A 22,180-nucleotide genomic window follows, 5' to 3' on the forward strand; every position below is an offset into this window, starting at 1 on the left:
TTCTACAACTCCTACTTACGCTTCTTGCCAGCGTTACGACGACGGACGATGAGCTTGTCGCTCTCTTTGTTGGGGTGACGCGTGCGGCCCTCTTTCTGGCCCCACGGGCTGACCGGGTGGCGTCCACCGGAGGTCTTGCCCTCACCACCACCGTGCGGGTGGTCGACGGGGTTCATGGCGACACCACGCACGGTCGGGCGGACGCCCTTCCAGCGCATGCGGCCGGCCTTGCCCCAGTTGATGTTCGACTGCTCGGCGTTGCCGACCTCGCCGATCGTGGCGCGGCAGCGGGCGTCGACGTTGCGGACCTCGCCCGACGGCAGACGGAGCTGCGCGTAGGGGCCGTCCTTGGCGACGAGACGCACCGAGGCACCGGCCGAGCGGGCCATCTTCGCGCCTCCACCGGGCTTGAGCTCGATGGCGTGGATGACGGTACCGACCGGGATGTTCTTGAGCGGCAGGTTGTTTCCGGGCTTGATGTCGGCGCCGGCACCCGACTCGACGACGTCGCCCTGCTTCAGCTTGTTCGGCGCGATGATGTACCGCTTGGTGCCGTCCACGAAGTGTAGGAGCGCGATGCGAGCCGTGCGGTTGGGGTCGTACTCGATGTGAGCGACCTTGGCGTTGACGCCGTCCTTGTCGTTGCGACGGAAGTCGATGACGCGGTACTGGCGCTTGTGGCCACCACCGATGTGACGGGTCGTGATGCGGCCGGCGTTGTTACGGCCACCGGACTTCGAGAGCGGGCGCAGCAGCGACTTCTCGGGCGTCGAACGCGTGATCTCCGCGAAGTCGGCGACCGACGAACCGCGGCGTCCCGGGGTCGTGGGCTTGTAGTTACGAATTGCCATGATTTATGCCTCTGCTCCCTAGCCGACAGCCGTGAAGATGTCGATGGAACCGGACTTCAGCGTGACGATGGCGCGCTTGGTGTCCTTGCGCTTGCCGGTGCCGAAGCGGGTGCGACGGGTCTTGCCCGTTCGGTTGAGCGTGTTGATGCTGTCGACCTTGACGTCGAAGATCTTCTCGATGGCGAGCTTGATCTCGGTCTTGTTCGAACGCGGGTCCACGAGGAAGGTGTACTTGCCCTGGTCGATCAGGGAGTAGCTCTTCTCGGAGACGACGGGCGCGATGATGACGTCGCGGGGGTCTTTTCCGTAGCCGCTCATGCGGTGGCCTCCTTCTTGGTCTTCGAGGCGACGAAGCCGTCGAAGGCGCTCTTCGTGAAGACGATGTCGTCGCTGACGAGGACGTCGTAGGCGTTCAGCTGGTCGAACGTGATCACGTGGACCGTGGGCACGTTGCGGACGCTCTTGAGGGTCAGCGTGTCGTCGCGGTCGGTGACGATCAGGACGTGCTTGCTCGAGGCGATCGACGCGAGCAGCTCGAGAGCGACCTTGGTCGAGATCGAGTCGGCGACGAAGCTCTCGACGACGTGGACGCGGGCGCCACGAGCGCGGTCGGACAAAGCACCGAGCAGGGCTGCGGCGATCATCTTCTTGGGGGTGCGCTGGGCGTAGTCGCGGGGCTGCGGGCCGTGGACGATGCCACCGCCGGTCATCTGAGGAGCGCGGATCGAACCCTGACGGGCGCGGCCGGTGCCCTTCTGCTTGAACGGCTTGCGGCCGGCGCCGGAGACCTCGCCGCGACGCTTGGTCTTGTGCGTGCCCTGACGTGCGGCGGCCTGCTGGGCGACGACGACCTGGTGGATGAGCGGGACGTTCGTGACGACGTCGAAGAGCTCGACGGGGAGCTCGACCGTGCTGGTCTTCTGGCCCTTGGCGTCGACGACGTCGACCGAAGCGGCCGATGCGGTAGTGGTGGCCATGAGCTACTTCCCCTTCACGGCGGTGCGGACGAAAACGATGCGGCCGCGAGCACCGGGGACGGCGCCCTTGACGAGCAGCAGACCCTTCTCGGCGTCGACGGCGTGCACCGTGAGGTTGAGGATGGTGACGCGCTCGCCACCCATGCGACCGGCCATGCGCATGCCCTTGAAGACACGGCTGGGGGTCGAGGAGGCACCGATCGAACCGGGCTTGCGGTGGTTGCGGTGCGCACCGTGCGAGGCGCTGACGCCCTTGAAGTTGTGACGCTTCATGACACCGGCGAAGCCCTTGCCCTTGGACGTTCCGACGACGTCGACCTTCTGGCCGGCTTCGAAGGTGTCGACCGTGAGCTCCTGGCCGAGTGCGTACTCGGCGGCGTCGGCGGTGCGGACCTCGGTGAGGTGGCGACGGGGGGTGACGCCCGCGGCGTCGAAGTGACCCGTGGAGGGCTTGTTCGACTTGCGGGGGTCGATCTGGCCGGCTGCGATCTGGACGGCGGTGTAGCCGTCCTTCTCGAGCGAGCGGACCTGGGTCACGACGTTCGGGGCGATCTCGACGACGGTGACGGGGACGAGCTTGTTGTTCTCGTCCCAGACCTGGGTCATGCCGAGCTTCTTGCCGAGCAGGCCCTTGACGTTCTTGGTGGTGCTGATGGTCATGGTCGCCCCCCTACAGCTTGATCTCGATGTTGACGTCGGCAGGCAGGTCGAGACGCATGAGCGAGTCGACGGCCTTCGGCGTCGGGTCGACGATGTCGATGAGGCGCTTGTGCGTGCGCTTCTCGAAGTGCTCGCGCGAGTCCTTGTACTTGTGGGGCGAACGGATCACGACGACCACGTTCTTCTCGGTCGGGAGCGGCACGGGGCCGACGACCGTAGCGCCCGCGCGGGTGACCGTGTCGACGATCTTGCGCGCGGAAGTGTCGATGACCTCGTGGTCGTACGACTTAAGTCGGATGCGGATCTTCTGTCCCGCCATGTGTGACTCTCTCTCGTTCGGACGTCGCGCACCTCGGGGGCCGCCTGACGCTGTTCGCTGGGCGAACATCTGTTGGCACTACGTGTCTCTCGCGTACCGCTGTTCTTGTGTCAATCCATCTGCCGAAACCGGCCGGTGCCCGCGAGGAAGGACCCGGGGAGGGCCATCTTCGCCACCGCCACCCGCACCCGGGGCTTCGCCCCGGCACACCGCGACCTGAGGTCACGGCGGTGGTTTCGTTGTGAGATGCGTCCTGCTACCCGCGGCCCAGACGCCTTGCGTCTGTGCACTGCCTGGCAGTGATCCGACACCCGGCGCAGAGGCCAGGCTCGAAATGTTGAACTAGACGATTTTGCCACACGCCTGCATTTGCTGCAACCCGGGCGTGTCGCGGATGTCAGACGGCTTCGACGACCGGTGCGGGCCGGAACCACGGCGGGTAGACGGCGACGCGCGGCGCCTCGGCTCCCAGCTCGGCGAGCGTCTCCTTCACGGCGTCGCGGACCTTGTCGTTCGGGACGCCGACGAGTGTCACCGAGGAGAAGGGCACGGAACCGGGCACGAGCACTTCCGGCCCGAGCAGGTCGGGGTCCTTGAGGCTGAACCGGCGGACCATCGACGATGCGTCGTCGAGTCCTGCGGCCGCACGGACGCCCTCGACGGCCGCGTCGCCCTCGGTCACGACGAAGTCGTCGCCGAGCGAGGCGACGGGAACCACGAGCATGACGAAGTCGATGGCACGGGCCTCACGTGCCGCATCCGACCACTCGTAGCCCTCGGCTCCGGTACGGACGGCGTCCCAGGCGGTCGCATGAGGCGACAACGAGAACGGCACGTGCGCGGCGACGGGCTGACCCGACGCGGTCGTGACGGAGGCGCGGAGAGCCCGCGTCGCCTCGGAGCTGACGTCGAGCACGGGAGTAGCGCCGGCCTGCAGCGCGCCGGCCTCGAGGATGGCGGGCAGGTTGGACACGTGCGTCCAGTGGTAGGCACGCTGGGTCGAGAACTCGGGGACGGGGGTGGCGGCCGCCTGCGCGGCCACGGCGACGGCGGCCGAGTCACGGGCGAGTGCGGGCGTGCTGCGCAGCGACTCGGGCTTGCGGTTGGAGGGGCGGCGGCGGGTGGTGACCGACCGTGCGGCGGTCGAGGGCATGCCGTCGGCGACGCCCTCGCGCTTGCGGGGAGCGCAGATGTCGCACAACTCTCGCTCGAATCCGTGGATGCACTCGTCAGTCACTGCAGTTGTTCCTCTCGGGCGACCCGAACGGGACGCGACCCTCTAGGTTACGTCACGACGCGCACCGTTCGCAGACCGTGGACCACCTCGGGTGCGCGACGGCTCAGCGGAACAGCAATGCCCGGACCTCGGATTCGGCCGCGTGCAGGCGGGCCGGATCGATGGTCTCCCCGTGCCGGTACGCATCGACCAGCCGGGGATCGACGTACGACGACTTCGCGATGGCCGGGGTGTTGCCGAGCACGGCGGCGGCGTCCCGCATCGCCTGGGCGAGGGACTTCGACTGCCGGGAGGCCGACGCCTGCGGCCCGGAGCGGGCCAGGCTGACGGCGGCGGCGACGGTGCCGTGCAGGGTGCGGAAGTCCTTGGCGGTGAACTCGTCGCCGGCCCTCTCCTTGACGTAGTCGTTGATCTCGGTCGCTCGTAGCGGGTGCCAGGCCGCGCGCGCCTCCCCCGCTCCCCCGCCGTCGGCCTTCCAGGCGAGCAACCGGGCCCGCCCGCCCCGCCGCTTGAGGCTGCGGACGACGGCCGCGAGGTCGGCGTCGTGGATCTCGGAGTCCCAGTCCTGGCCGCTCTTGCCGGGGAACGCCAGCGACACCGTGTCGCCGGAGACGGTCGCGTGCGCGCAGAGCAGGGTCGACAACCCGTGGCTGCCGTGCTCCTGCGCGTAGCGCTCGGAGCCCACCCGGAGGGAGCCCGTGTCGAGCATGCGGAAGGCAGCGGCCAGGACCCGCTCACGGCCGGCCCCCTGGACGCGCAGGTCGTGCGTCACGAATCGACGGGCGGTCGGCAGCGACTCGGCGAGGGCGAGTGCCCGGTCGAACTTGATGCGGTCCTTCTGCTCACGCCACGTCGGGTGGTAGATGTACTGACGCCGACCTGCAGCGTCCACTCCCGTGGCCTGGATGTGGCCGTTCTCGTAAGGGGAGATCCAGACGTCGGTCCAGGCCGGTGGGATCGCGAGGTGCTCGATGCGGGCCCGCAACTCGGCGTCGGCGACGGCGGTCCCGTCGGCCGTCCGGTACGAGAACCCTCGTCCTGCCCGGACCCGCGTCAGCCCGGGTCGGCTCGAATCGGTCCTCCGGAGGCGCGGCATCGGTCGAGTGAACACCGCGCGTCGTCGAGGGGCCTGGGCGGGGTACAGCGATGCCCCCGCTCGACGGCGGGGGCATCGCTCGCGCCTTACTGGTTGCCCAGCTTCTTGTCGGCCTGCTCCTTGGCCTGCTGGATCTTGTCGGCGTGCTTGCCGCCGGTGGCCTTGTCGGCCGCGGAGGCGACCGCGTCGAGGATGTTGTCGCTGACGCCCTCGGCCTTCTCGCTCTTGAGCGCCTCCTGGACCTTTCCGTCCTTGAGGAAGGCCTGGGCCTTCTTGGTGATGTCGTCGAAACCTGCCATGACGTCCTCCCGTCGGCGCCGGTCCGTCCGACGTCTCCCCCATCGTGCCCTGCTGACACAAAAGAGGCCAGGCCCCGAAGGGCCTGACCTCTCTCGTCAGATCAGCAGTTCTGTGTGAACAGGACTTACTTGTTGATCTTGGTGACCGTACCGGCACCGACCGTGCGACCACCCTCACGGATGGCGAAGCGCAGACCGGCTTCCATGGCGATCGGCTGGATCAGCTGGACGCTGATCTCGGTCGTGTCGCCGGGCATGACCATCTCGGTGCCCTCGGGCAGCGTGATGACACCCGTGACGTCGGTGGTGCGGAAGTAGAACTGCGGACGGTAGTTCGCGTAGAACGGGTTGTGACGCCCACCCTCGTCCTTCGACAGGATGTAGACGTTCGCCTCGAACTCGGTGTGCGGCGTGACCGAACCGGGCTTGACGACGACCTGGCCGCGCTCGACGTCCTCGCGCTTGGTGCCGCGGAGGAGGAGACCGGTGTTGTCGCCGGCCTGAGCCGAGTCGAGCAGCTTGCGGAACATCTCGATGCCGGTGACGGTGGTCTTGACGGTCGGGCGGATGCCGACGATCTCGACCTCTTCGTTGACGTTGAGCTGACCGCGCTCGACACGACCGGTGACGACGGTGCCACGACCGGTGATGGTGAAGACGTCCTCGATGGGCATGAGGAAGGGCTGGTCGGTGGCGCGAACGGGCTCGGGCACGTTCTCGTCGACGGCGTTCATCAGCTCGGCGACCGTCTCGGCCCACTTCTCGTCACCCTCAAGGGCCTTGAGAGCGGAGACCTGGACGATCGGGGCGTTGTCGCCGTCGAACTCCTGGCTCGAGAGGAGCTCGCGGACCTCGAGCTCGACGAGCTCCATGATCTCTTCGTCATCGACCATGTCGGCCTTGTTCAGCGCGACGACGATGTAGGGCACGCCGACCTGGCGGGCGAGCAGGACGTGCTCACGCGTCTGGGGCATGGGACCGTCGGTGGCGGCGACGACGAGGATCGCGCCGTCCATCTGAGCCGCACCGGTGATCATGTTCTTGACGTAGTCGGCGTGGCCGGGAGCGTCGACGTGAGCGTAGTGGCGCTTCTCGGTCTGGTACTCGACGTGCGAGATGTTGATCGTGATGCCGCGCTGCTTCTCTTCAGGCGAGTTGTCGATCTGGTCGAACGCCGACGCCGTGTTGAGGGTGGGGTACTTGTCGTGCAGGACCTTGGTGATCGCCGCGGTGAGCGTGGTCTTGCCGTGGTCGACGTGACCGATGGTTCCGATGTTGACGTGCGGCTTGGTCCGCTCGAACTTGGCCTTAGCCACTGTGGGTCCTCCTCAGGACTCGGTTGCAGTGCGGCCCGGGGGCCGGGTCGATGACCCGGCCTACCGGTCGCCCTGCGGATTGGTGTGTGTACATGTTACGCGGTCGTCGGACGACCACGCGGTTCAGGACTATTCGCCCTTGTTCTTCTGGATGATCTCTTCGGCGACGGCCGAGGGCACCTCTTGGTACGACTCGAACGTCATCGAGTAAACGGCCCGGCCCGAGGTCTTCGACCGCAGGTCTCCGACGTAACCGAACATCTCCGACAGCGGCACGCTGGCCCGAACGACCTTCACACCACTGGCGTCTTCCATCGACGAGATCTGCCCGCGTCGCGAGCTGAGGTCGCCGATGACGTCGCCCATGTATTCCTCGGGCGTACGGACCTCGACCGCCATGAGCGGCTCGAGGAGAACGGGCTGGGCCTTGCGAGCCGCCTCTTTGTAGGCGATCGACCCAGCGATCTTGAACGCCATCTCGGACGAGTCGACGTCGTGCGCCGCACCGTCGAGCAGCAGCGCGCGGACGCCCACCGTCGGGTAGCCGGCGAGCACGCCGACCTGCATGGCGTCCTGGATGCCAGCATCGACCGAGGGGATGTACTCGCGGGGGATGCGGCCACCGGTGACCTTGTTGACGAACTCGTAGGTCGACTCGGCCGTGACCTCGAAGGGCTCCAGAGCGATCTGCACCTTGGCGAACTGACCCGAACCACCGGTCTGCTTCTTGTGGGTGTAGTCGTAGCGCTCGATGCCCTTCTTGAGGGTCTCGCGGTACGCGACCTGGGGCTTGCCCACGTTGGCCTCGACGTTGAACTCGCGCTTCATGCGGTCGACCAGGATGTCGAGGTGGAGCTCGCCCATGCCCTTGATGACCGTCTGGCCCGTCTCGGCGTTGAGCTCGACGCGGAACGTCGGGTCTTCTTCGGCGAGCTTCTGGATGGCCAGCGACAGCTTCTCTTGGTCGGCCTTGGTCTTCGGCTCGATCGCGACCTCGATGACGGGCTCGGGGAACGTCATCGACTCGAGGACGATCTGCTCGGACGGGTCGCAGAGGGTGTCACCCGTGGTGGTGAACTTGAGCCCGATGACGGCGTAGATGTGACCGGCGGTCACGCTGTCGACGGGGTTCTCCTTGTTCGAGTGCATCTGGAAGATCTTGCCGATGCGCTCTTTCTTGTCCTTGGTCGAGTTGATGACCTGGGCGCCGGACTCGATGGAGCCCGAGTAGACGCGGACGTAGGTGAGACGACCGAAGAAGGGGTGCACCGCGACCTTGAAGGCGAGAGCCGAGAAGGGCTCGGTCGACTCGGGCTTGCGGATGATGATCTTCTCGGCGTCGCGGACGTCGTGACCCTCCATGGGAGGCACGTCGAGCGGCGAGGGCAGGTAGTCGATGACCGCGTCGAGCATGGGCTGCACGCCGCGGTTCTTGAAGGCCGAACCACAGAAGATCGGGTAGAGCTCGGAGTTGACCGTCATCTTGCGGACGGCGCCCTTGATCTCGGCGATCGTGAGCTCTTCGCCACCGAAGTACTTCTCGAGCAGCACGTCGTCGGACTCGGCAACGGTCTCGAGGAGCTTGGCGCGGTACTCCGCCGCCTTCTCCTTGAGGTCTTCGGGGATCTCTTCGATCTCGTACTTCGCACCCAGCTCGACGTCACCCTTGGCGTCACCGCGCCACGTGAGGGCACGCATCTCGACCAGGTCGACGACGCCCTCGAAGGAGCTCTCGGCACCGATCGGGAGCTGCATCACCAGCGGCTTGGCGCCGAGGCGGTTGATGATCGTGTCGACCGTGAAGTAGAAGTCGGCACCGAGCTTGTCCATCTTGTTGACGAAGCAGATGCGCGGCACGTCGTACTTGTCGGCCTGACGCCACACGGTCTCGGACTGGGGCTCGACGCCCTCTTTTCCGTCGAAGACGGCGACCGCGCCGTCGAGCACGCGGAGCGAACGCTCGACCTCGACCGTGAAGTCGACGTGACCCGGGGTGTCGATGATGTTGATCTGGTTCTTGTTCCAGAAGCAGGTCGTCGCCGCCGAGGTGATCGTGATGCCACGCTCTTGCTCTTGCGCCATCCAGTCCATGGTGGCCGCACCGTCGTGCACCTCACCGATCTTGTGGGTGATGCCCGTGTAGTACAGGATGCGCTCGGTGGTCGTCGTCTTGCCAGCATCGATGTGCGCCATGATGCCGATGTTGCGGACCTTGTTCAGGTCGGTGAGCACGTCCTGTGCCACAGGTTCCTCCGAAGGGGTAGGTGGGGAAGTTGGGGGGACGAGGAGGTGCGGTGCGCGTCGTGCGCACACCGCGCCTCCTCGTGCCGGTTACCAGCGGTAGTGCGCGAAGGCCTTGTTCGACTCGGCCATCTTGTGAGTGTCTTCGCGACGCTTGACAGCGGCGCCCAGACCGTTCGACGCGTCGAGGATCTCGTTCATGAGACGCTCGGTCATCGTCTTCTCGCGACGGGCCTTGGCGTAGCTGGTGAGCCAGCGGAGGGCCAGGGTGTTGGCGCGGTGGGGCTTGACCTCGACGGGGACCTGGTAGGTCGAACCGCCGACGCGACGCGAGCGGACCTCGAGCGTGGGGCGCACGTTGTCGAGCGCCTTCTTCAGCGTGGCCACTGCATCTTGGTCGTTCTTGGCGGTGACGCCGGCGAGAGCACCGTAGACGATGCGTTCGGCGAGGCCCTTCTTGCCGTCGAGGAGGATCTTGTTGACGAGCTGGCTGACGATCGGCGCACCGTAGACCGGGTCGGCGACGACAGGGCGCTTGGGAGCGGGTCCTTTACGAGGCATTACTTCTTCTCTGCTTTCGCTCCGTAGCGGCTGCGGGCCTGCTTGCGGTTCTTGACGGCCTGGGTGTCGAGCGCGCCACGAACGATCTTGTAGCGCACGCCGGGGAGGTCTTTCACACGACCGCCGCGGACGAGCACCATCGAGTGCTCCTGCAGGTTGTGGCCCTCGCCGGGGATGTAGGCGGTGACCTCGGTGCCGTTGGAGAGCTTGACGCGGGCGACCTTGCGGAGCGCCGAGTTCGGCTTCTTGGGGGTGGTGGTGTACACACGGGTGCACACGCCACGCTGCTGGGGGTTGGCCTTCAGGGCGGGGGCCTTGGTCTTGACGACCTTCGGCGTGCGTCCCTTGCGGACCAGCTGCTGAATAGTTGGCACTGGTTCTCCTCATCGGATCTCGACGCTGCCCTTGCGAACACGCCGAGTCGCGCTGCTCTCGCATCGCTCTGCTCTGTCCGGCTGATCAGCCGGCATCCTCGTCTCGGTGATCGAGACGGTCTGCCCGTCTCGGCCGCGAGGTCGAGGGGGCTTTTATTCGGGCGCGCGGTCAGGCGCACACCCGAAAGAGCTTATCTTGAGGTAGGGCCTTAATCAAATGGTCGAGGGTCGGAACGCCCGGGGTCGGTGCGCGACACCGCCAGCGTGCCCCCGACCACGAGGCCGGCGCAGACCGCCGAACCGATCACGAACGGCGAGACGGCGTACCGGGCGGCGAAGAGCAGCACCCAGACGAGCTCTTCTCGCACGAGGCCGTAGACGACTCCCCCGACGGCGAGCATCGACACGTAGACGAGCGCGGCCGTGAGGAGCGCGGCGACGAGGAGGTGCGGTGCGGGCCCGCGAGGGCCGACCACCTCGTCACCGGTGACGGAGCGGGACCCACCCGCGCCGGCCGGGCGGGCGAACACGACGGGCTGTGCGGGGAACGTGCCCCGCACCTCCGGAGCCCTGTCGTCGCGGGCGTCGGAGAGCGCCGCCGACCGAAGCAGCGACAGCAGCACGACGAGCACGGCGGCGGCGACCATCAACGGGCCGAGCAGGGTGCCGGCGTCGGGTTCGTCGATGGGGTCGCGGTCGAGGAGCAGCGCCTCGAAGCCCGCCACCATGATGACGAGCGCACCGAAGAGGACGGTGCCCATGACGGCGTAGACGGCTCGGGACATCCTCCGAGGCTACGCGCCCGCGGGGGTGCGGGGGCGCAGGGCTACTCGCCGGCGGCCGTGTCCGAGCTCGCGTCGTCGGTGCCCTCGGCCGTGGTGGCTGGGGTCTCGGCGGCCTGGTCGGCCTGGGTGGCGGCGGCGTCCTGGAGGACGTAGACGAGGCCGCCGACGGTCCACTGGTCGGGGACGGCGTTCGTCGAACCACCCTCGGACGAACCCGAGCTGGCGAAGTTCGTCACGAGGAACAGCCGCGAACCCTGCTGCAGTCGGCCGAGGAAGTCGCGGGCCTGCTGGTAGCTGCCCTTGACGGTCACCGTGATCGGGATGGACGAGAAGTTCGCCGCGGTGATCTGCGGATCGGTGACGAGCTCGGGCGCTGCGGCGACCGGAGCCGTGGCCTCGGCCGTGGCACCGTCGGCGGCCGTCGAGTCCGTGGCCGCCGCGTCGGTGGCGGTGGCGTCCGCGGCGGGCGCCGCCGGAGCGTACGCCACGGCGTCGGACGTCGTGAAGGCTGTCACGGTCGTCCCGGTCTCAGAGGCCAGCTGGCTGATCTCGGTGAGGAACGCCGGGAGGGTCGCCTGGGACGGCACCGAGGTCTGCAGTGCGCCGAGCTCGGACTGCAACGCGGGCAGCTTCTCGTTGTCGGCCTTCAGGGTGGCGAGACCGGCGCGGAGGGTGGCGTTCTGCTCGTCGACCGAGGCGGTCTGCTGGGACGCCGTGGAGGCGGCGGTGAGCTGCGGCTGGACCCCGAGCACGAACCCCAGGGCCAGGACGACCACGCCGGTCAGGACGGCGATGATCATCTTCAAGCGGTTGCGGTCCATGGTCATTCGTCCTTCGAAGCGGCGAAGCGTCCCGAGAACGCGTCGGCGGTGATGTGCATGGTGACGTCGGCTTTGTAGGTGCCTTCTTCGAGGGTGACCGAACCGGGTTGGGCGTCGGCGAAGCCCGGCAGGGTGGCGAGGCCGTTGAGCCAGTCGGGCACCGACGGCAGCGTCGGGCTGGTCGCCTGGAAGGTGAGGGTGGCGACGCGGGAGCCCTGGAGCGGAGCCGTCGGCTGGGCGTACTGCACGAGCGGCGAGGCCTGGTCGAGCGAGACGCCGACGATGGTGACGCCCACGGGCAGGGTGGCCTGCACCTTCTCGAGGTAGGCCGGCCAATCGATGTCCGTGCTTCCGCCGACGGTCTGGGCCGCGGCGGCCAGGCTCACCTGCGCCTGCGTCGAGCGGACGTCGGCGAAGGCGCCCTGCTCCATCAGCAGGGTCTGCGTCTCACCCTGGGCGACCATGAGGTCGTCCTCGGCGTTCATCCGCTCGAGGAACGCCGCACCCGATCCGATCCCGACCACGACGGCGACCACGACGACGCCGGCCCAGACCCGACGGGTCAGGGCGGCGGCGCGACGCTCCGCGCGGACCTCGGGAGGCAGCAGGTCGACGCGGGGCGCGCCTCCCACGGTGATGCCGGTGTCTTTGCCACGGGTTCTCATGCTGCGCTCCCCAGGGCCAGGCCGAGGGCCACGGTCAGGTCGGTCGACCGCGACCGCAGGGCGGCCTCGTCGAGGTTCTTCGCGAAGCCCACCGTCGCGAACGGGTCGGCGAGGGCCACCGGCAGGCGGGTGACCTCGCTGAGCGCCTCGGGCAGGCCCGGCAGGGCCGCTCCCCCGCCGGCGATCATGATGCCCGCGACGGTCTCGGTCGGACGGGTGTTGACGTAGTACTGGATCGTGTTGCGCAGGCTGCCGAGCAACTCGTTGACGGACTCGAAGATGGCGGACGACGCGGCCTGCTCGTCGGGCGTCGTGACGGTGGTGGCGAGGCCACGGCCGAACTTGATGCCCTCGGCGACCTGGGTCGAGACCTCGAGCTTCGTCGCGACGGCCTGCGTGACGTCGTCGCCTCCCGAGGGGATGATGCGGACGAACTGCGGGACGCCGTCGGCGATCATGATCACCGAGGTCGTGCTGTGACCGATCTCGACGAGCGCGACCGTGCCCGCGATGCGCGGGCGGGTGACGAGGAGGCGCGTGTTCGAGAACGGGATCAGGTCGACCCCCAGCGTGGTCAGGCCGGCGAGCTTGCTCGCCTGGACGTTGCCGAGGACGGCGTCCTTCACCGCCGCGATCAGCAGCCCGTGGACGACGGGACCGTTCTCGCCGAGCCCCTCGGCGTACGGGTAGAAGTCGAGGAGGGCGTCGGCGACCGGGACGGGCAGCATGTCCTGCACCTGGAACGGCAGCATCTCGCGGATGCGCTTGTGCGACGCCTTGGGCACGGTCATGTCGCGCGCGAGCACCCGCTGGTTGCCCATGCCCAGCACGACGCGCTTGCTCTTGAAGCCCCCGGCCGACCACAGCTGCTTGAGCGTGCCGGCCATGGTCTGCGACTCGATCACCTCTCCGCGGCTCGCCGCACCGTCGGGCAGGGACACCTCGCTGAACCGGACGATGGTCGGCTTGGCCTTGTCGACGTCGGCGACCTCGACCGCCCGCACGAAGCGGCTGCCGATGTCGATGCCCACGATGTTCTTGCCCATCAGTTCTGCTCTCTGTCAGCTCGCCCGGTCATGCCAGGCCGAGGAGGGTGAGGTACGCCGTGGCGACGGTGCCGCCGGCGAAGACGCCGACCCAGGCGCCCGCGAGCATCCAGGGGCCGAAGGGGATGCCACCGGTGCGTTCGACGCGTCGGGTGACCAGGAGGACGACGGCGAACAGGCCGCCGAGCAGGAACGCCGCGAAGGCGCCCACGGCGAACTCGCCCCAGCCGAGCCAGGCGAGGTACAGGCCGAGCACGCCGGCGAGCTTGACGTCGCCGAAGCCCATGCCACCCGGGTACGACAGGGCGGCGATCAGGTAGAAGGCGAAGAGGGAGGCCAGGCCGATGGCGGCGCGGACGAGCGCCGGCCAGTCCCCCACGAGGATGCTCGACGCCGCCAGGAGGACGCCCCCGACCGCGTAGGACGGCAGGACGATCGCGTCCGGCAGCCGGTGGTGTTCGAGGTCGATGACGGCGAGCGCGACGCTCACGCCGGCCAGCCAGAGGAAGGCGACGAGGGACAGGAGGCGCGCCACGAGCGGCAGCGCCTCGGTCGGCACGCCGACGAGCGGCCACAGGCGGGCGGCGACGAGCACGAAGAACAGGCCGGTGGCCAGCTCGACGATCGGGTACCGGGCCGAGATGGACGTGCGGCAGTCACGGCACTTCCCGCCGAGGGCGAGCCAGCTGACCACGGGAACGTTGTCGCGTCGACGGATCGGCGTGCTGCAGCCCGGGCAGGCGCTCGCGGGTCGCGCGACCGAGATGCCCGCGGGTACGCGGTACACGACGACGTTGAGGAACGATCCGATGGCGAGGCCGAGCGCCGCGGTGAGCGACAGGGGGAAGACGAGGGCGATCACTTGATCTCGACCCCCGCGGCGGTGAAGGCGGTCTTGCTCTCGACGAGCTGGCTGATGCCGTAGCTGGTCGACACCGGCGACAGGAACTTCGGCGGGGCCATGAACTCCATGCGGGTGTCGTACTTGTAGGCCTTCGTGTAGCCCGTGACGATGGCACCGCCCGACGTCGTCGCGACCGGCCCGCGGAACTTCTGGGCGATGGCCCCGTTGATGATCAACTTGCCCTTGGGGTAACCGTTGTCGAGGTTGTAGTTCTGCACGGTGAAGGTGTGCGCGACCGACAGGATGGCAGCGCTGACGGTGCGGTCGGTCTTGCTGCGGTCGAGCAGGGTCGAGGTCGTCACGTCGCGGGTCTGGGTGCAGGTGTAGACGAAGAAGCCGTTGCGGCAGGTGGCGTTGTAGGTCTCGGTCGTGGTCGTCGTCTTGACCGGGTTGTGCACGAAGACGGCGTTCTGCCCGACGAGACCGAGCATGTCTGCTGCCTGGTCGACGTAGGTGAGGTTGCCCGTGATGTACACGTAGTTCGCCGCGGCGACCGTGACGTTGCCCTTGAGCGCACCCTTGACGAAGACGTCACCCTTGGTGCAACCGTACGAGATCGTGTCGCCCGAGGTCACCGGGGGCGTCTCGCCGACGACCGGGAATCCGACGCCGTTGCCCGGGGTCGTCCCATCGGCACCGGTGCACGAGAAGCTCGTGGGTGCCTTCTTCGGGAAGTTCGGGTCGGAAGTCAACGAGGGGACGTCCTGGACGAAGATCAGGTTGTTGGCGATCACGGGCATGGTCTGGCCGCCCGGGCTGCCGAGCGTGCCTCCTGAGCTGCTGAAGCCCGGCGTGCCGCAGCCGGACGCGACGGAACCACCCGTGGCGGGCTCGCCGCTGACGTTGGTCGCCACGGTGTACGGCGAGTAGACGCTCATCGTGCCGCCCGAGTTGAACGTGATGGTCGTCGGACCGGTGAAGAGGCAGCCCGGGCGGGGCACGGTCGAGCTCGTGAGGTCGGACCGCACTTCTTGGCGCAGGCTCTGGTTGGTCGCGGGCATGTCGACGCGCTTGGCGAAGAGAGGGTAGTTCGGGTTGACGAACTTGGGTGTGCCACAGCCCGACGGGGTGCTGTACCGGGGACTGTCGGGATTGGCGCTCGTGACCACTCCGTTGAAGGTGGCGCCGCAGATCAGCAGGGTGTCGTTGCTGTGGAGGGGGCCGTCGATGACGTCGGCCGAACCGAACTGCAGGGTCGTGCAGGCGGGACGGTCGGTGACCGCCCACTCGTAGGCCGGGGTGCACGAGGTGTTCGACAGCTGAGGGTCGAACAGCTCGTAGTCGGTGAAGTACAGAAAGTCGATGAAGCCCTTCTGCTTCAGGCCGGCCACGACGGTACGCGTCGTCATGCCCACCTTGCCCGTGGCGCGCAGGCGCAGGATGCCGGACTTCGAGTAGGCCGAGTTGTCGACCTCGTACCGGTACGACGACGTGGGGCTGCCCGCCACGGGCATCCAGGTGCCCGCCGTACCCACGCCGAAGGCCGGGTTGCCGGCCGCGCCCGTGAAGGTGCTCGTCTTGCTGAACTCGGTTCCCTTGACGCCGTACTGCGGGTACGTGTTGTCGTTGGCGAGTTTGCTCTGGTAGTCCTCGACGCCGGCGTAGGCGGCGGCGATCGCGGCGTTGAAGTCGGAGTCGGTGCGCGACGCTGTCGCGCCACTGATCGCGACCGAGACCATCGTGGCGCTCAGGAGCAGCAGGACTGCCCCCAATCCGATGACGGTGATGAGGGCGACGCCCCGTTCGCCGTCCTGGCGAGCGCGGGCCCAGCGGCGACCGAGCCGGGCGTGCAGCAGCGTGATCATCTCAACTCCTACGACGTCAGGTTGGGCAGGCCGACCGTGTTGGTCAGGACGGTGGACTTCGACAGATCGGCGGACGAGCCGACCTGCAGCGAGACCTGCACGGCCGAGATGCCCCGGACCAGGCCGATCGGCACGGCTCCCGCGGTCAGCGGGATCGTCGAGCCCCCCGAGTCGACGTAGCGGAACAGCGCGGGTGCACCCTGCGCCGTGCCCACGACGGGCGAGGCGATCGTACGGACCGAGCTCGGGGTGGTCTGGAACCCCCAGTAGCCGCCGCCGAGGTCGTACGACGCCCAGGTGGTCTCGACGAGCTTGCCGTCGACGACCTTGAACTCGACGGTCACGGGCTTCTCCTCGGACGACGCGAGGTTGACGTAGGCGTAGATCTTAAGGCTCTGGTCGGTCGCCGTGACGAACGCGGCGTCGGCGATGTTCGAGGTCGAGACCGGGTTGTTCGTCGCGGCCCGGACGGTGCGGGTGACCTCGGTCATGCCGACCGTGGCCGTACGGGTGGCGGCGTCGATCGTGCGGCTCGAGGCCGAGGCACGGTACGCCGTGACGACGAAGCCCCCGGTGAGGGCCATGAGGACGGCGAAGAGCGCCATGGCGACGAGCATCTCGGCGAGCGAGATGCCCCGTTCGGGCTGGTCGACGAGCCGGCGCAGGCGGCGGGCGAGGGCGATGGTCATCAGCCGGCCGGTCGGGGGTCGAGGGTGGCCGCACCGGTCGACTTGTCGATCGTGCCGCGGGTGCGGATCGCGTCGGCGTCGAGGGTGACCGGGCTCTGCGCCGTCACGACGCCGAGGAGGTCGAGCACGACGACGGAGAACTTCCAGGTGCCGAACGGCAGCGCGACGTCTTTCTGGCCACTGACGGTGAAGGTGTAGGCCTTGTTCGTGTTGCAGCCCGGGTCACCGTTGGCCTTGGTGCCGACCGAGGTGGCGACGACCGTGGCCGTGCCGTTCATCTGCGGCAGGCGCACGACACCCATCGGGACGTCGACCGTGGCGGTGCCGCCGGGTGGCGCGGCGACTGCCGTGAGCGGCTGGCCGGCACCGTTTCCGGGGGTCGCGGCCCAGGCCGACGGGTCGACGTCGACGCACGGCGTGTTCGTGACGACGCCCTTGTCGTCCTTGATCGGGGCGACGTAGCCCCCGGCCATGACGGTGTAGGCCACGGGGAAGAGGGTCGCGGGGTTCGCGGCGGACTTGACCGTCTGGACCCCGCCGAGGGTGCTGACGAACGTGGTCTCGAGGTCGGTCGGCAACAGGACGCTGCTGCTGTAGTTCGAGGCGTACTTGAGCGTGTACGTGGCGGCCGTGTCGTAGGTGAAGCTGACCGACGACGAGGTGCCGGCCTTGACGACGACGGGCGTGGTCTTCGGGGCGGCGACCTGCTTGATGTCGAGGTTGCCCGACTCGACGACGCCGACGGAGTAGTTGCCCGGCTTCACCTTGAGCGCGTACGTGCAGCCCTGGGTGTTCGTGACGGCCGGGGTCGTGGGCGCCGAGGCGCCGTTCGGCACGGCCGCCGGCGCGATGGCGACGGCGACGCCCGGGTTGCCGGTGCCGCCGACGCCGGTGACCTTGACGACGATCGTGCCGAGGGCCGGGTCGTTGATGCGGTCGCTCGGGGCGAGCACGGTCTCGGTCGTCACGGGTGCGGTGATCGACCGTTGGCCGGAGTAGCTGACGCTGATGGTGACGGCTTTGTACTGCAGGGTTCCGGTACCGGTGCCGCAGTCGGTGACGGTCGAAGTCGAGTCGACCCAGCGCACCGTCTGCGACAGACGGAAGTCGATGCCCGAGACCGTGTTGTCGATCTGCTTGTCGTCGACGGTGAAGACGTTCTGGGTGGCCCGCACCAGGTCGACCTGCTGCGCGGCGAGGTTGGTGGCGATCGCCCGCGCCCGCGACTCGCGGGTCAGGACGAGTGCGTTGGTGATGGAGTAGGCGACACCGACCGAGATGATCGCGAAGACCATCATGGCGACCATCACCTCGACGAGGGTCAGGCCCGCGTCGCGGTCGACGTCGTCGGACGGACGGAGGCGCTGGCTGAGCTTCTGGAACATGGTGGTCACCTCCCGGTCGGGTCAGGGGTGGAACGGTTCGACGGATGTCGCGAAGCGGGCCGGCAGCGACGAGCGCCATCGGCCCGCTTCGGGGTCTTACTTGGCGACGAAGGCGCCGTCCTTGCAGGTACCAGCCGCGACACCCGAGTTCTCGGAGGACGCGAAGGTGTTGCCCGTCGAGCTGGTCCCCTGAATGCAGAAGCCCTTCTTGTCAGCCGTCACCTGGTAGGCGATCGCGCTGGTGTCGGAACCCATCGAGGCGCCGGCGGCCTTCAGGTCGGCGGTCAACGCCGAGGTGGCGCTGTACGCCGCGGCGGCGGGCAAGGTGCCCGTGTTCGTCTGGACGCTGATGATGGCGGTCTTGACGTTGGTGACGTCGCTCTTCACACCGGAGTCCTTGGCGTTGTTCTGCACGCCGAGGTACACCGGGATGGCGATCGCGGCGAGGATGCCGATGATGATGACGACGACGAGGAGCTCGATCAGGGTGAAGCCCTTGTCCTTGTCTTCGGTGAGGTTCTGGCGGCGGGCGCTGAGCTTGCCCATGAGGGTGAAGTACATGTCGCTGGTCCTGTTCGATCGGGTGCGGGAGTGATGCCCGGTGAGGGGGTGAGGCGGTCACTGAGCTCCCGCCGAGATCGATGGTGCCACCTGGGAAAGTGCCCCAGAATCCCTTGGAAGGGGGGTTTTGGCCTGCGACACGGCCCCAGTTCGGGTATCCCCCGAAAGGCCGGAAATCGCTGGTCAGCACCCGTTTGCGGGGTAGACCGCACGGTCGCCGGACGTCCGGGACGAGAAGGAGGCGCGAGCCGGCCTCGTGAGCCGGCCCGCGCCTCCTGCGGGGGTGCCTGGTGCGTTACTTGATCAGCGAGGTGATCTGGAAGATGGGCAGGTACAGCGCCACGATCATGCCGCCGACGACGACGCCGAGGAAGGCGATCAGGAGGGGCTCGATCAGGGCCGTCAGCGACTCGGTCGTCGACTTGACCTCTTGGTCGTAGAAGTCCGCGACCTTCTCGAGCATCGTCTGCAGCGAACCCGAGTCCTCGCCGACCGAGATCATCTGCGTGACCATCGACGGGAAGACGCCCGACTCGGTCAGCGGGCCGGCGATGGACTCGCCCTGCCGCACCGACTCGGCCACCTTGACCAGCGCCTCCTCGAGCACGTAGTTGCCCGACACCTCGCCCACGATGCGCAGGGCCGTGAGGATGGGCACGCCGGCGCCGATCATGTTCGAGAAGTTGCGGCTGAACCGCGCGATCGCGATCTTCCGGAACAGTGCACCGAAGACGGGCAGCTTCAGCTTCAGCGGGTCGAGGAACGCCCGCACCTTGACCGAGTTCTTGTTCGTCCGCCACCAGATCGAGAACGCGATCCCCACGACGATGCCGGCCGGCACGACGTACGGCATCGCCCGCGACGCGTAGACGAGCATCATCGTCGGCAACGGCAGCTGACCGCCGAGGTTGGTGAACATGTCCTGGAAGATCGGGACGATGAACAGCAGCATGATGACGACCGCGACGAGCGACATGACGAGCACGACGACGGGGTAGGTCATGGCCGACTTGATCGTCGACCGCAGCGCCACCTCCTTCTCGAAGTTCTCGGCCGTCGACTCGAGCGCCTTGTCGAGGAACCCGCCGGTCTCGCCCGCCTTGATCATGTTGATCATCAGCGGAGGGAAGTCCTTGTCGTGCTTGCCGACCGCGTCGGAGAACGAGACGCCGGTCTCGACGTCGTCGCGCACCTCGGCCATGATCTTGGCCAGCCGCTTGTTGTCGACCTGGTCGGCGAGGATCGTCAGGGTGCGCAGCAGCGACAGCCCCGAACCGATCATGGTCGCCATCTGGCGCGACATGACCGCGATGTCCTTCATCTTGACCGCACGGTCGCCGAGCCCGGGGATCGACACCTCGCGCTGCAGGCCGGTGCCGGCACCCGCCTCGCTGATCGAGATCGGCTGCACGCCCATCGTGCGGAGGCGGGTGATGACCGCGCCCTCGCTCGACGCGTCGACCTTGCCCTTGACGACCTTGCCGGCCCCGTCACGCCCCTTGTAGGCGTAGGCGACTGCCCCGGCCATCAGGCGGCCCCGCCCGAGAACGAGTCGCCGAAGTCGATGCCGCTGTCGAGCCCCTGGCTCTCGGACTTGTTGATCACTCGCGTCACGAGGCGGTCGAACCCTTCACGGTCGTGCACCTTCTCCATCGCGGCCTTGTGCGTCACGACGCCGGTGTTCACCAGGTCGGCGAGCTTCTGGTCCATCGTGTGCATGCCGAGGTCCCGGCCCGCCTGCATCGACGAGGCGATCTGGTACGTCTTGCCCTCCCGCACGAGGTTGCCGATCGCCGGGGTCATCATCATGATCTCGGTCGCCACGACCCGGCCGCGGCCGCTGGCCTTGGGCAGCAGCGTCTGGCAGACGACGCCCTGCAGCGTCGAGGCGAGCTGCGTGCGCACCTGGTCCTGCTGGTACGGCGGGAACACGTCGATGACGCGGTCGATGGTCTGCGCCGCGCTCTGCGTGTGCAGCGTCGCGAAGACGAGGTGGCCGGTCTCGGCGGCGGTCAGCGCGACCGAGATGGTCTCGAGGTCGCGGAGCTCGCCGATGAGGATGACGTCGGGGTCCTGCCGCAGCACGTGCTTGAGCGCCGCCGCGAAGCTGTGGGTGTCGTGCCCGACCTCTCGCTGGTTCACGAGCGACTTCTTGTGCTGGTGCATGAACTCGATCGGGTCCTCGACCGTCACGATGTGGTCGGCCCGCGTGCGGTTGACGAGGTCGATCAGCGCCGCGAGGGTCGTCGACTTGCCCGAACCCGTGGGGCCCGTGACGAGCACGAGACCGCGCGGGAGCTTGGCGAAGGTCGACACCGACTCGGGCACGCCCAGGTCGCCGAGCTGCTTGATCTCGGTGGGGATCAACCGGAAAGCCGCCCCCAACGAGCCGCGCTGCTGGTAGAAGTTCACGCGGAAACGCGACTCGTCCGAGAGCGAGTAGGCGAAGTCGAGCTCGAGCTCCTCGTCGAAGCGCTGCTGCTGCTCGGGCGTGAGCAGGCTCTCCAGCGCCGTGCGGACGATGGCCGCGTCCCAGACCGTACCGCCGGAGAGGGCGGGTCGGAGGTCGCCGTCGACGCGGATCGTGGGCATGGCGTCGGTGGTGACGTGCAGGTCGGAGGCGTTCTGCAGCACGACCTGGATCAGCGCCGAGACGAGCCCGGCGTGCGCGTGGTCGCGCGGGTGGCGGTGCAGCTCGATGCCGTGGAAGTCGGCCGCGTCCTCGGCCGTCGCGAGGACGGCAGTCGGCGCGTCGGCGGCGACGTGCTGCGGAGCCGGAGCGTCCCAGGGGGCCGTCGCGGTCGGGCCGGCCGAGGCGCCGGCAGGGCTCGGCAGGACGACGCCCTCGGCGGCGAACGGCGAGGACGACGCGAGCGACGCGGACGCGGCCGTCGTGCTGGCCGTGGTGCCGACCGCGGCCGTGTCCGCGAGGGCGGGGGCGGGGAGGTCCGTCGCGGAGCCGGCCCGCGCCTCCTGCAGGGGGGACACCTGAGCCCTGGAGGCGCGGATCGGCTCCTCGAAACGCGGGTCGACCCAGCCGGGTCGCGGCGTCGACGGGAGCACGTGGCCGGCGGGGGGCGGGCTGAGCGGTGCCGGGGCGGCTGCCGCGGGCGACGGGGCCACGGAGGAGGGCGCGGAGACCGACGACGGGGCCACGGCCGATCGGGGCAGCACGGGCGAGGGGCCGGTGTCGGGGACGAGCAGGGCCTCCTGGTCGGCGAGCGCGGCCTTGTCGACCAGCGCCTCGGCCAGCCGCGCGGCGCGACGACTCGAGGGGGCACGCGTGGGCGTCCAGCCCATGACCGGGTCCTGGCCTCCGTCGAGGCTGTAGACGGGGCCCGTCGCGGCGCCACCGGGCGACACGGGAGCGGACGGGAACGGCGACGCGTCGGCCGGAGCCGTCGACGACGCGGTCGCGGTCGCGGAGCCGGTCGCGGTCGCGGTGGCGGACCGGACCTCGTTGCCCGGACGGCCCGGCGTCCACCCCGCGAGGGCGGCGTCCTCGGCGGCTGCGTCGTCGGGGATGTCGTAGATCGAAGCGCTCATGAGAGGGGCTCCTCGTGGTCGGTCCGGGCTCGGCCGGAGGCG

Annotated in this window: 23 protein-coding genes; all 23 read right to left on the reverse strand. The window is 68.4% G+C overall.

Translation table 11 applies throughout. The features are described from left to right. Positions 1–11 precede the first annotated feature (11 nt). The 23 genes from rplB to ACIOSR_RS12395 all read right to left on the reverse strand — a co-directional run bounded on the left by rplB (position 12) and on the right by ACIOSR_RS12395 (position 22,138). Entirely contained in the window at positions 12–851 is an 840-nt protein-coding gene (gene rplB, locus ACIOSR_RS12285; protein WP_056043560.1) for a 50S ribosomal protein L2, read from the reverse strand. A gap of 18 nt (positions 852–869) precedes the next feature. Then, the gene (gene rplW / locus ACIOSR_RS12290; RefSeq protein WP_043593363.1) at positions 870–1,169 is read right to left on the reverse strand and encodes a 50S ribosomal protein L23; all 300 of its coding nucleotides are present in this window, start codon (positions 1,167–1,169) and stop codon (positions 870–872) included. Beyond that, positions 1,166–1,828 (reverse strand): 50S ribosomal protein L4, encoded by a 663-nt coding sequence (gene rplD, locus ACIOSR_RS12295; RefSeq protein ID WP_043593365.1) that lies wholly within the window; start codon positions 1,826–1,828, stop codon positions 1,166–1,168. Before rplD ends, rplW begins: the two co-directional genes overlap by 4 nt. Positions 1,829–1,831: 3 nt before the next feature. Next, complete coding sequence (rplC, locus tag ACIOSR_RS12300) at positions 1,832–2,482, reverse strand: 50S ribosomal protein L3 (protein ID WP_173154863.1); 651 nt, start codon at positions 2,480–2,482, stop codon at positions 1,832–1,834. A gap of 16 nt (positions 2,483–2,498) precedes the next feature. Beyond that, positions 2,499–2,807, reverse strand: a complete 309-nt coding sequence (gene rpsJ, locus ACIOSR_RS12305) for a 30S ribosomal protein S10 (RefSeq protein ID WP_043593369.1) — start codon at positions 2,805–2,807, stop codon at positions 2,499–2,501. A 397-nt stretch (positions 2,808–3,204) separates the two neighbouring features. Next, positions 3,205–4,044, reverse strand: coding sequence for a DarT ssDNA thymidine ADP-ribosyltransferase family protein (locus ACIOSR_RS12310; protein ID WP_402752761.1), 840 nt, complete (start codon positions 4,042–4,044; stop codon positions 3,205–3,207). A gap of 103 nt (positions 4,045–4,147) precedes the next feature. Continuing rightward, positions 4,148–5,140: a DNA topoisomerase IB gene (locus ACIOSR_RS12315; RefSeq protein WP_173153452.1), complete on the reverse strand. Its 993-nt coding sequence runs from the start codon at positions 5,138–5,140 to the stop codon at positions 4,148–4,150. An 86-nt stretch (positions 5,141–5,226) separates the two neighbouring features. Continuing rightward, positions 5,227–5,439 carry an Rv0909 family putative TA system antitoxin gene (locus ACIOSR_RS12320; protein WP_056043574.1) on the reverse strand — a complete coding sequence of 71 codons (213 nt, stop codon included), beginning with the start codon at positions 5,437–5,439 and terminating at the stop codon, positions 5,227–5,229. 125 nt (positions 5,440–5,564) lie between these two features. Continuing rightward, positions 5,565–6,755 carry an elongation factor Tu gene (gene tuf, locus ACIOSR_RS12325; RefSeq protein WP_043593375.1) on the reverse strand — a complete coding sequence of 397 codons (1,191 nt, stop codon included), beginning with the start codon at positions 6,753–6,755 and terminating at the stop codon, positions 5,565–5,567. A gap of 129 nt (positions 6,756–6,884) precedes the next feature. Next, complete coding sequence (fusA, locus tag ACIOSR_RS12330; RefSeq protein ID WP_056043577.1) at positions 6,885–8,999, reverse strand: elongation factor G; 2,115 nt, start codon at positions 8,997–8,999, stop codon at positions 6,885–6,887. Positions 9,000–9,086: 87 nt separating this feature from the next. Beyond that, on the reverse strand, positions 9,087–9,557 hold the full coding sequence (gene rpsG / locus ACIOSR_RS12335; RefSeq protein ID WP_043593378.1) for a 30S ribosomal protein S7: 471 nt from the start codon (positions 9,555–9,557) through the stop codon (positions 9,087–9,089). Then, entirely contained in the window at positions 9,557–9,931 is a 375-nt protein-coding gene (gene rpsL / locus ACIOSR_RS12340; RefSeq protein WP_056043579.1) for a 30S ribosomal protein S12, read from the reverse strand. Before rpsL ends, rpsG begins: the two co-directional genes overlap by 1 nt. Before the next feature lie 209 nt (positions 9,932–10,140). Next, complete coding sequence (locus tag ACIOSR_RS12345) at positions 10,141–10,716, reverse strand: DUF6121 family protein (protein ID WP_402752762.1); 576 nt, start codon at positions 10,714–10,716, stop codon at positions 10,141–10,143. A gap of 41 nt (positions 10,717–10,757) precedes the next feature. After that, entirely contained in the window at positions 10,758–11,537 is a 780-nt protein-coding gene (gene pilO, locus ACIOSR_RS12350) for a type 4a pilus biogenesis protein PilO (RefSeq protein ID WP_277959697.1), read from the reverse strand. A gap of 2 nt (positions 11,538–11,539) precedes the next feature. Next, on the reverse strand, positions 11,540–12,202 hold the full coding sequence (locus ACIOSR_RS12355) for a hypothetical protein (protein WP_123571292.1): 663 nt from the start codon (positions 12,200–12,202) through the stop codon (positions 11,540–11,542). After that, complete coding sequence (gene pilM, locus ACIOSR_RS12360) at positions 12,199–13,248, reverse strand: type IV pilus assembly protein PilM (RefSeq protein ID WP_159827822.1); 1,050 nt, start codon at positions 13,246–13,248, stop codon at positions 12,199–12,201. The genes ACIOSR_RS12355 and pilM overlap by 4 nt, the downstream gene beginning before the upstream one ends. Before the next feature lie 28 nt (positions 13,249–13,276). Continuing rightward, on the reverse strand, positions 13,277–14,110 hold the full coding sequence (locus tag ACIOSR_RS12365; RefSeq protein WP_402752763.1) for a prepilin peptidase: 834 nt from the start codon (positions 14,108–14,110) through the stop codon (positions 13,277–13,279). Beyond that, a complete protein-coding gene (locus tag ACIOSR_RS12370; RefSeq protein WP_402752764.1) occupies positions 14,107–15,957 on the reverse strand; it encodes a hypothetical protein in 1,851 nt (616 codons plus the stop codon). Before ACIOSR_RS12370 ends, ACIOSR_RS12365 begins: the two co-directional genes overlap by 4 nt. Before the next feature lie 8 nt (positions 15,958–15,965). Beyond that, entirely contained in the window at positions 15,966–16,646 is a 681-nt protein-coding gene (locus ACIOSR_RS12375; protein ID WP_056043596.1) for a type II secretion system protein J, read from the reverse strand. Beyond that, complete coding sequence (locus ACIOSR_RS12380) at positions 16,646–18,031, reverse strand: prepilin-type N-terminal cleavage/methylation domain-containing protein (RefSeq protein ID WP_402752765.1); 1,386 nt, start codon at positions 18,029–18,031, stop codon at positions 16,646–16,648. The genes ACIOSR_RS12375 and ACIOSR_RS12380 overlap by 1 nt, the downstream gene beginning before the upstream one ends. Before the next feature lie 96 nt (positions 18,032–18,127). Next, positions 18,128–18,592, reverse strand: coding sequence for a type II secretion system protein (locus tag ACIOSR_RS12385; protein WP_402752766.1), 465 nt, complete (start codon positions 18,590–18,592; stop codon positions 18,128–18,130). Between the two features lie 295 nt (positions 18,593–18,887). Then, entirely contained in the window at positions 18,888–20,120 is a 1,233-nt protein-coding gene (locus ACIOSR_RS12390) for a type II secretion system F family protein (protein WP_056043602.1), read from the reverse strand. Beyond that, positions 20,120–22,138, reverse strand: coding sequence for a type IV pilus twitching motility protein PilT (locus tag ACIOSR_RS12395; RefSeq protein ID WP_402752767.1), 2,019 nt, complete (start codon positions 22,136–22,138; stop codon positions 20,120–20,122). The genes ACIOSR_RS12390 and ACIOSR_RS12395 overlap by 1 nt, the downstream gene beginning before the upstream one ends. Positions 22,139–22,180 lie beyond the last annotated feature (42 nt).

This window comes from Frigoribacterium sp. NPDC087798, assembly GCF_044742985.1.
Taxonomy (GTDB): Bacteria; Actinomycetota; Actinomycetes; order Actinomycetales; family Microbacteriaceae; genus Frigoribacterium.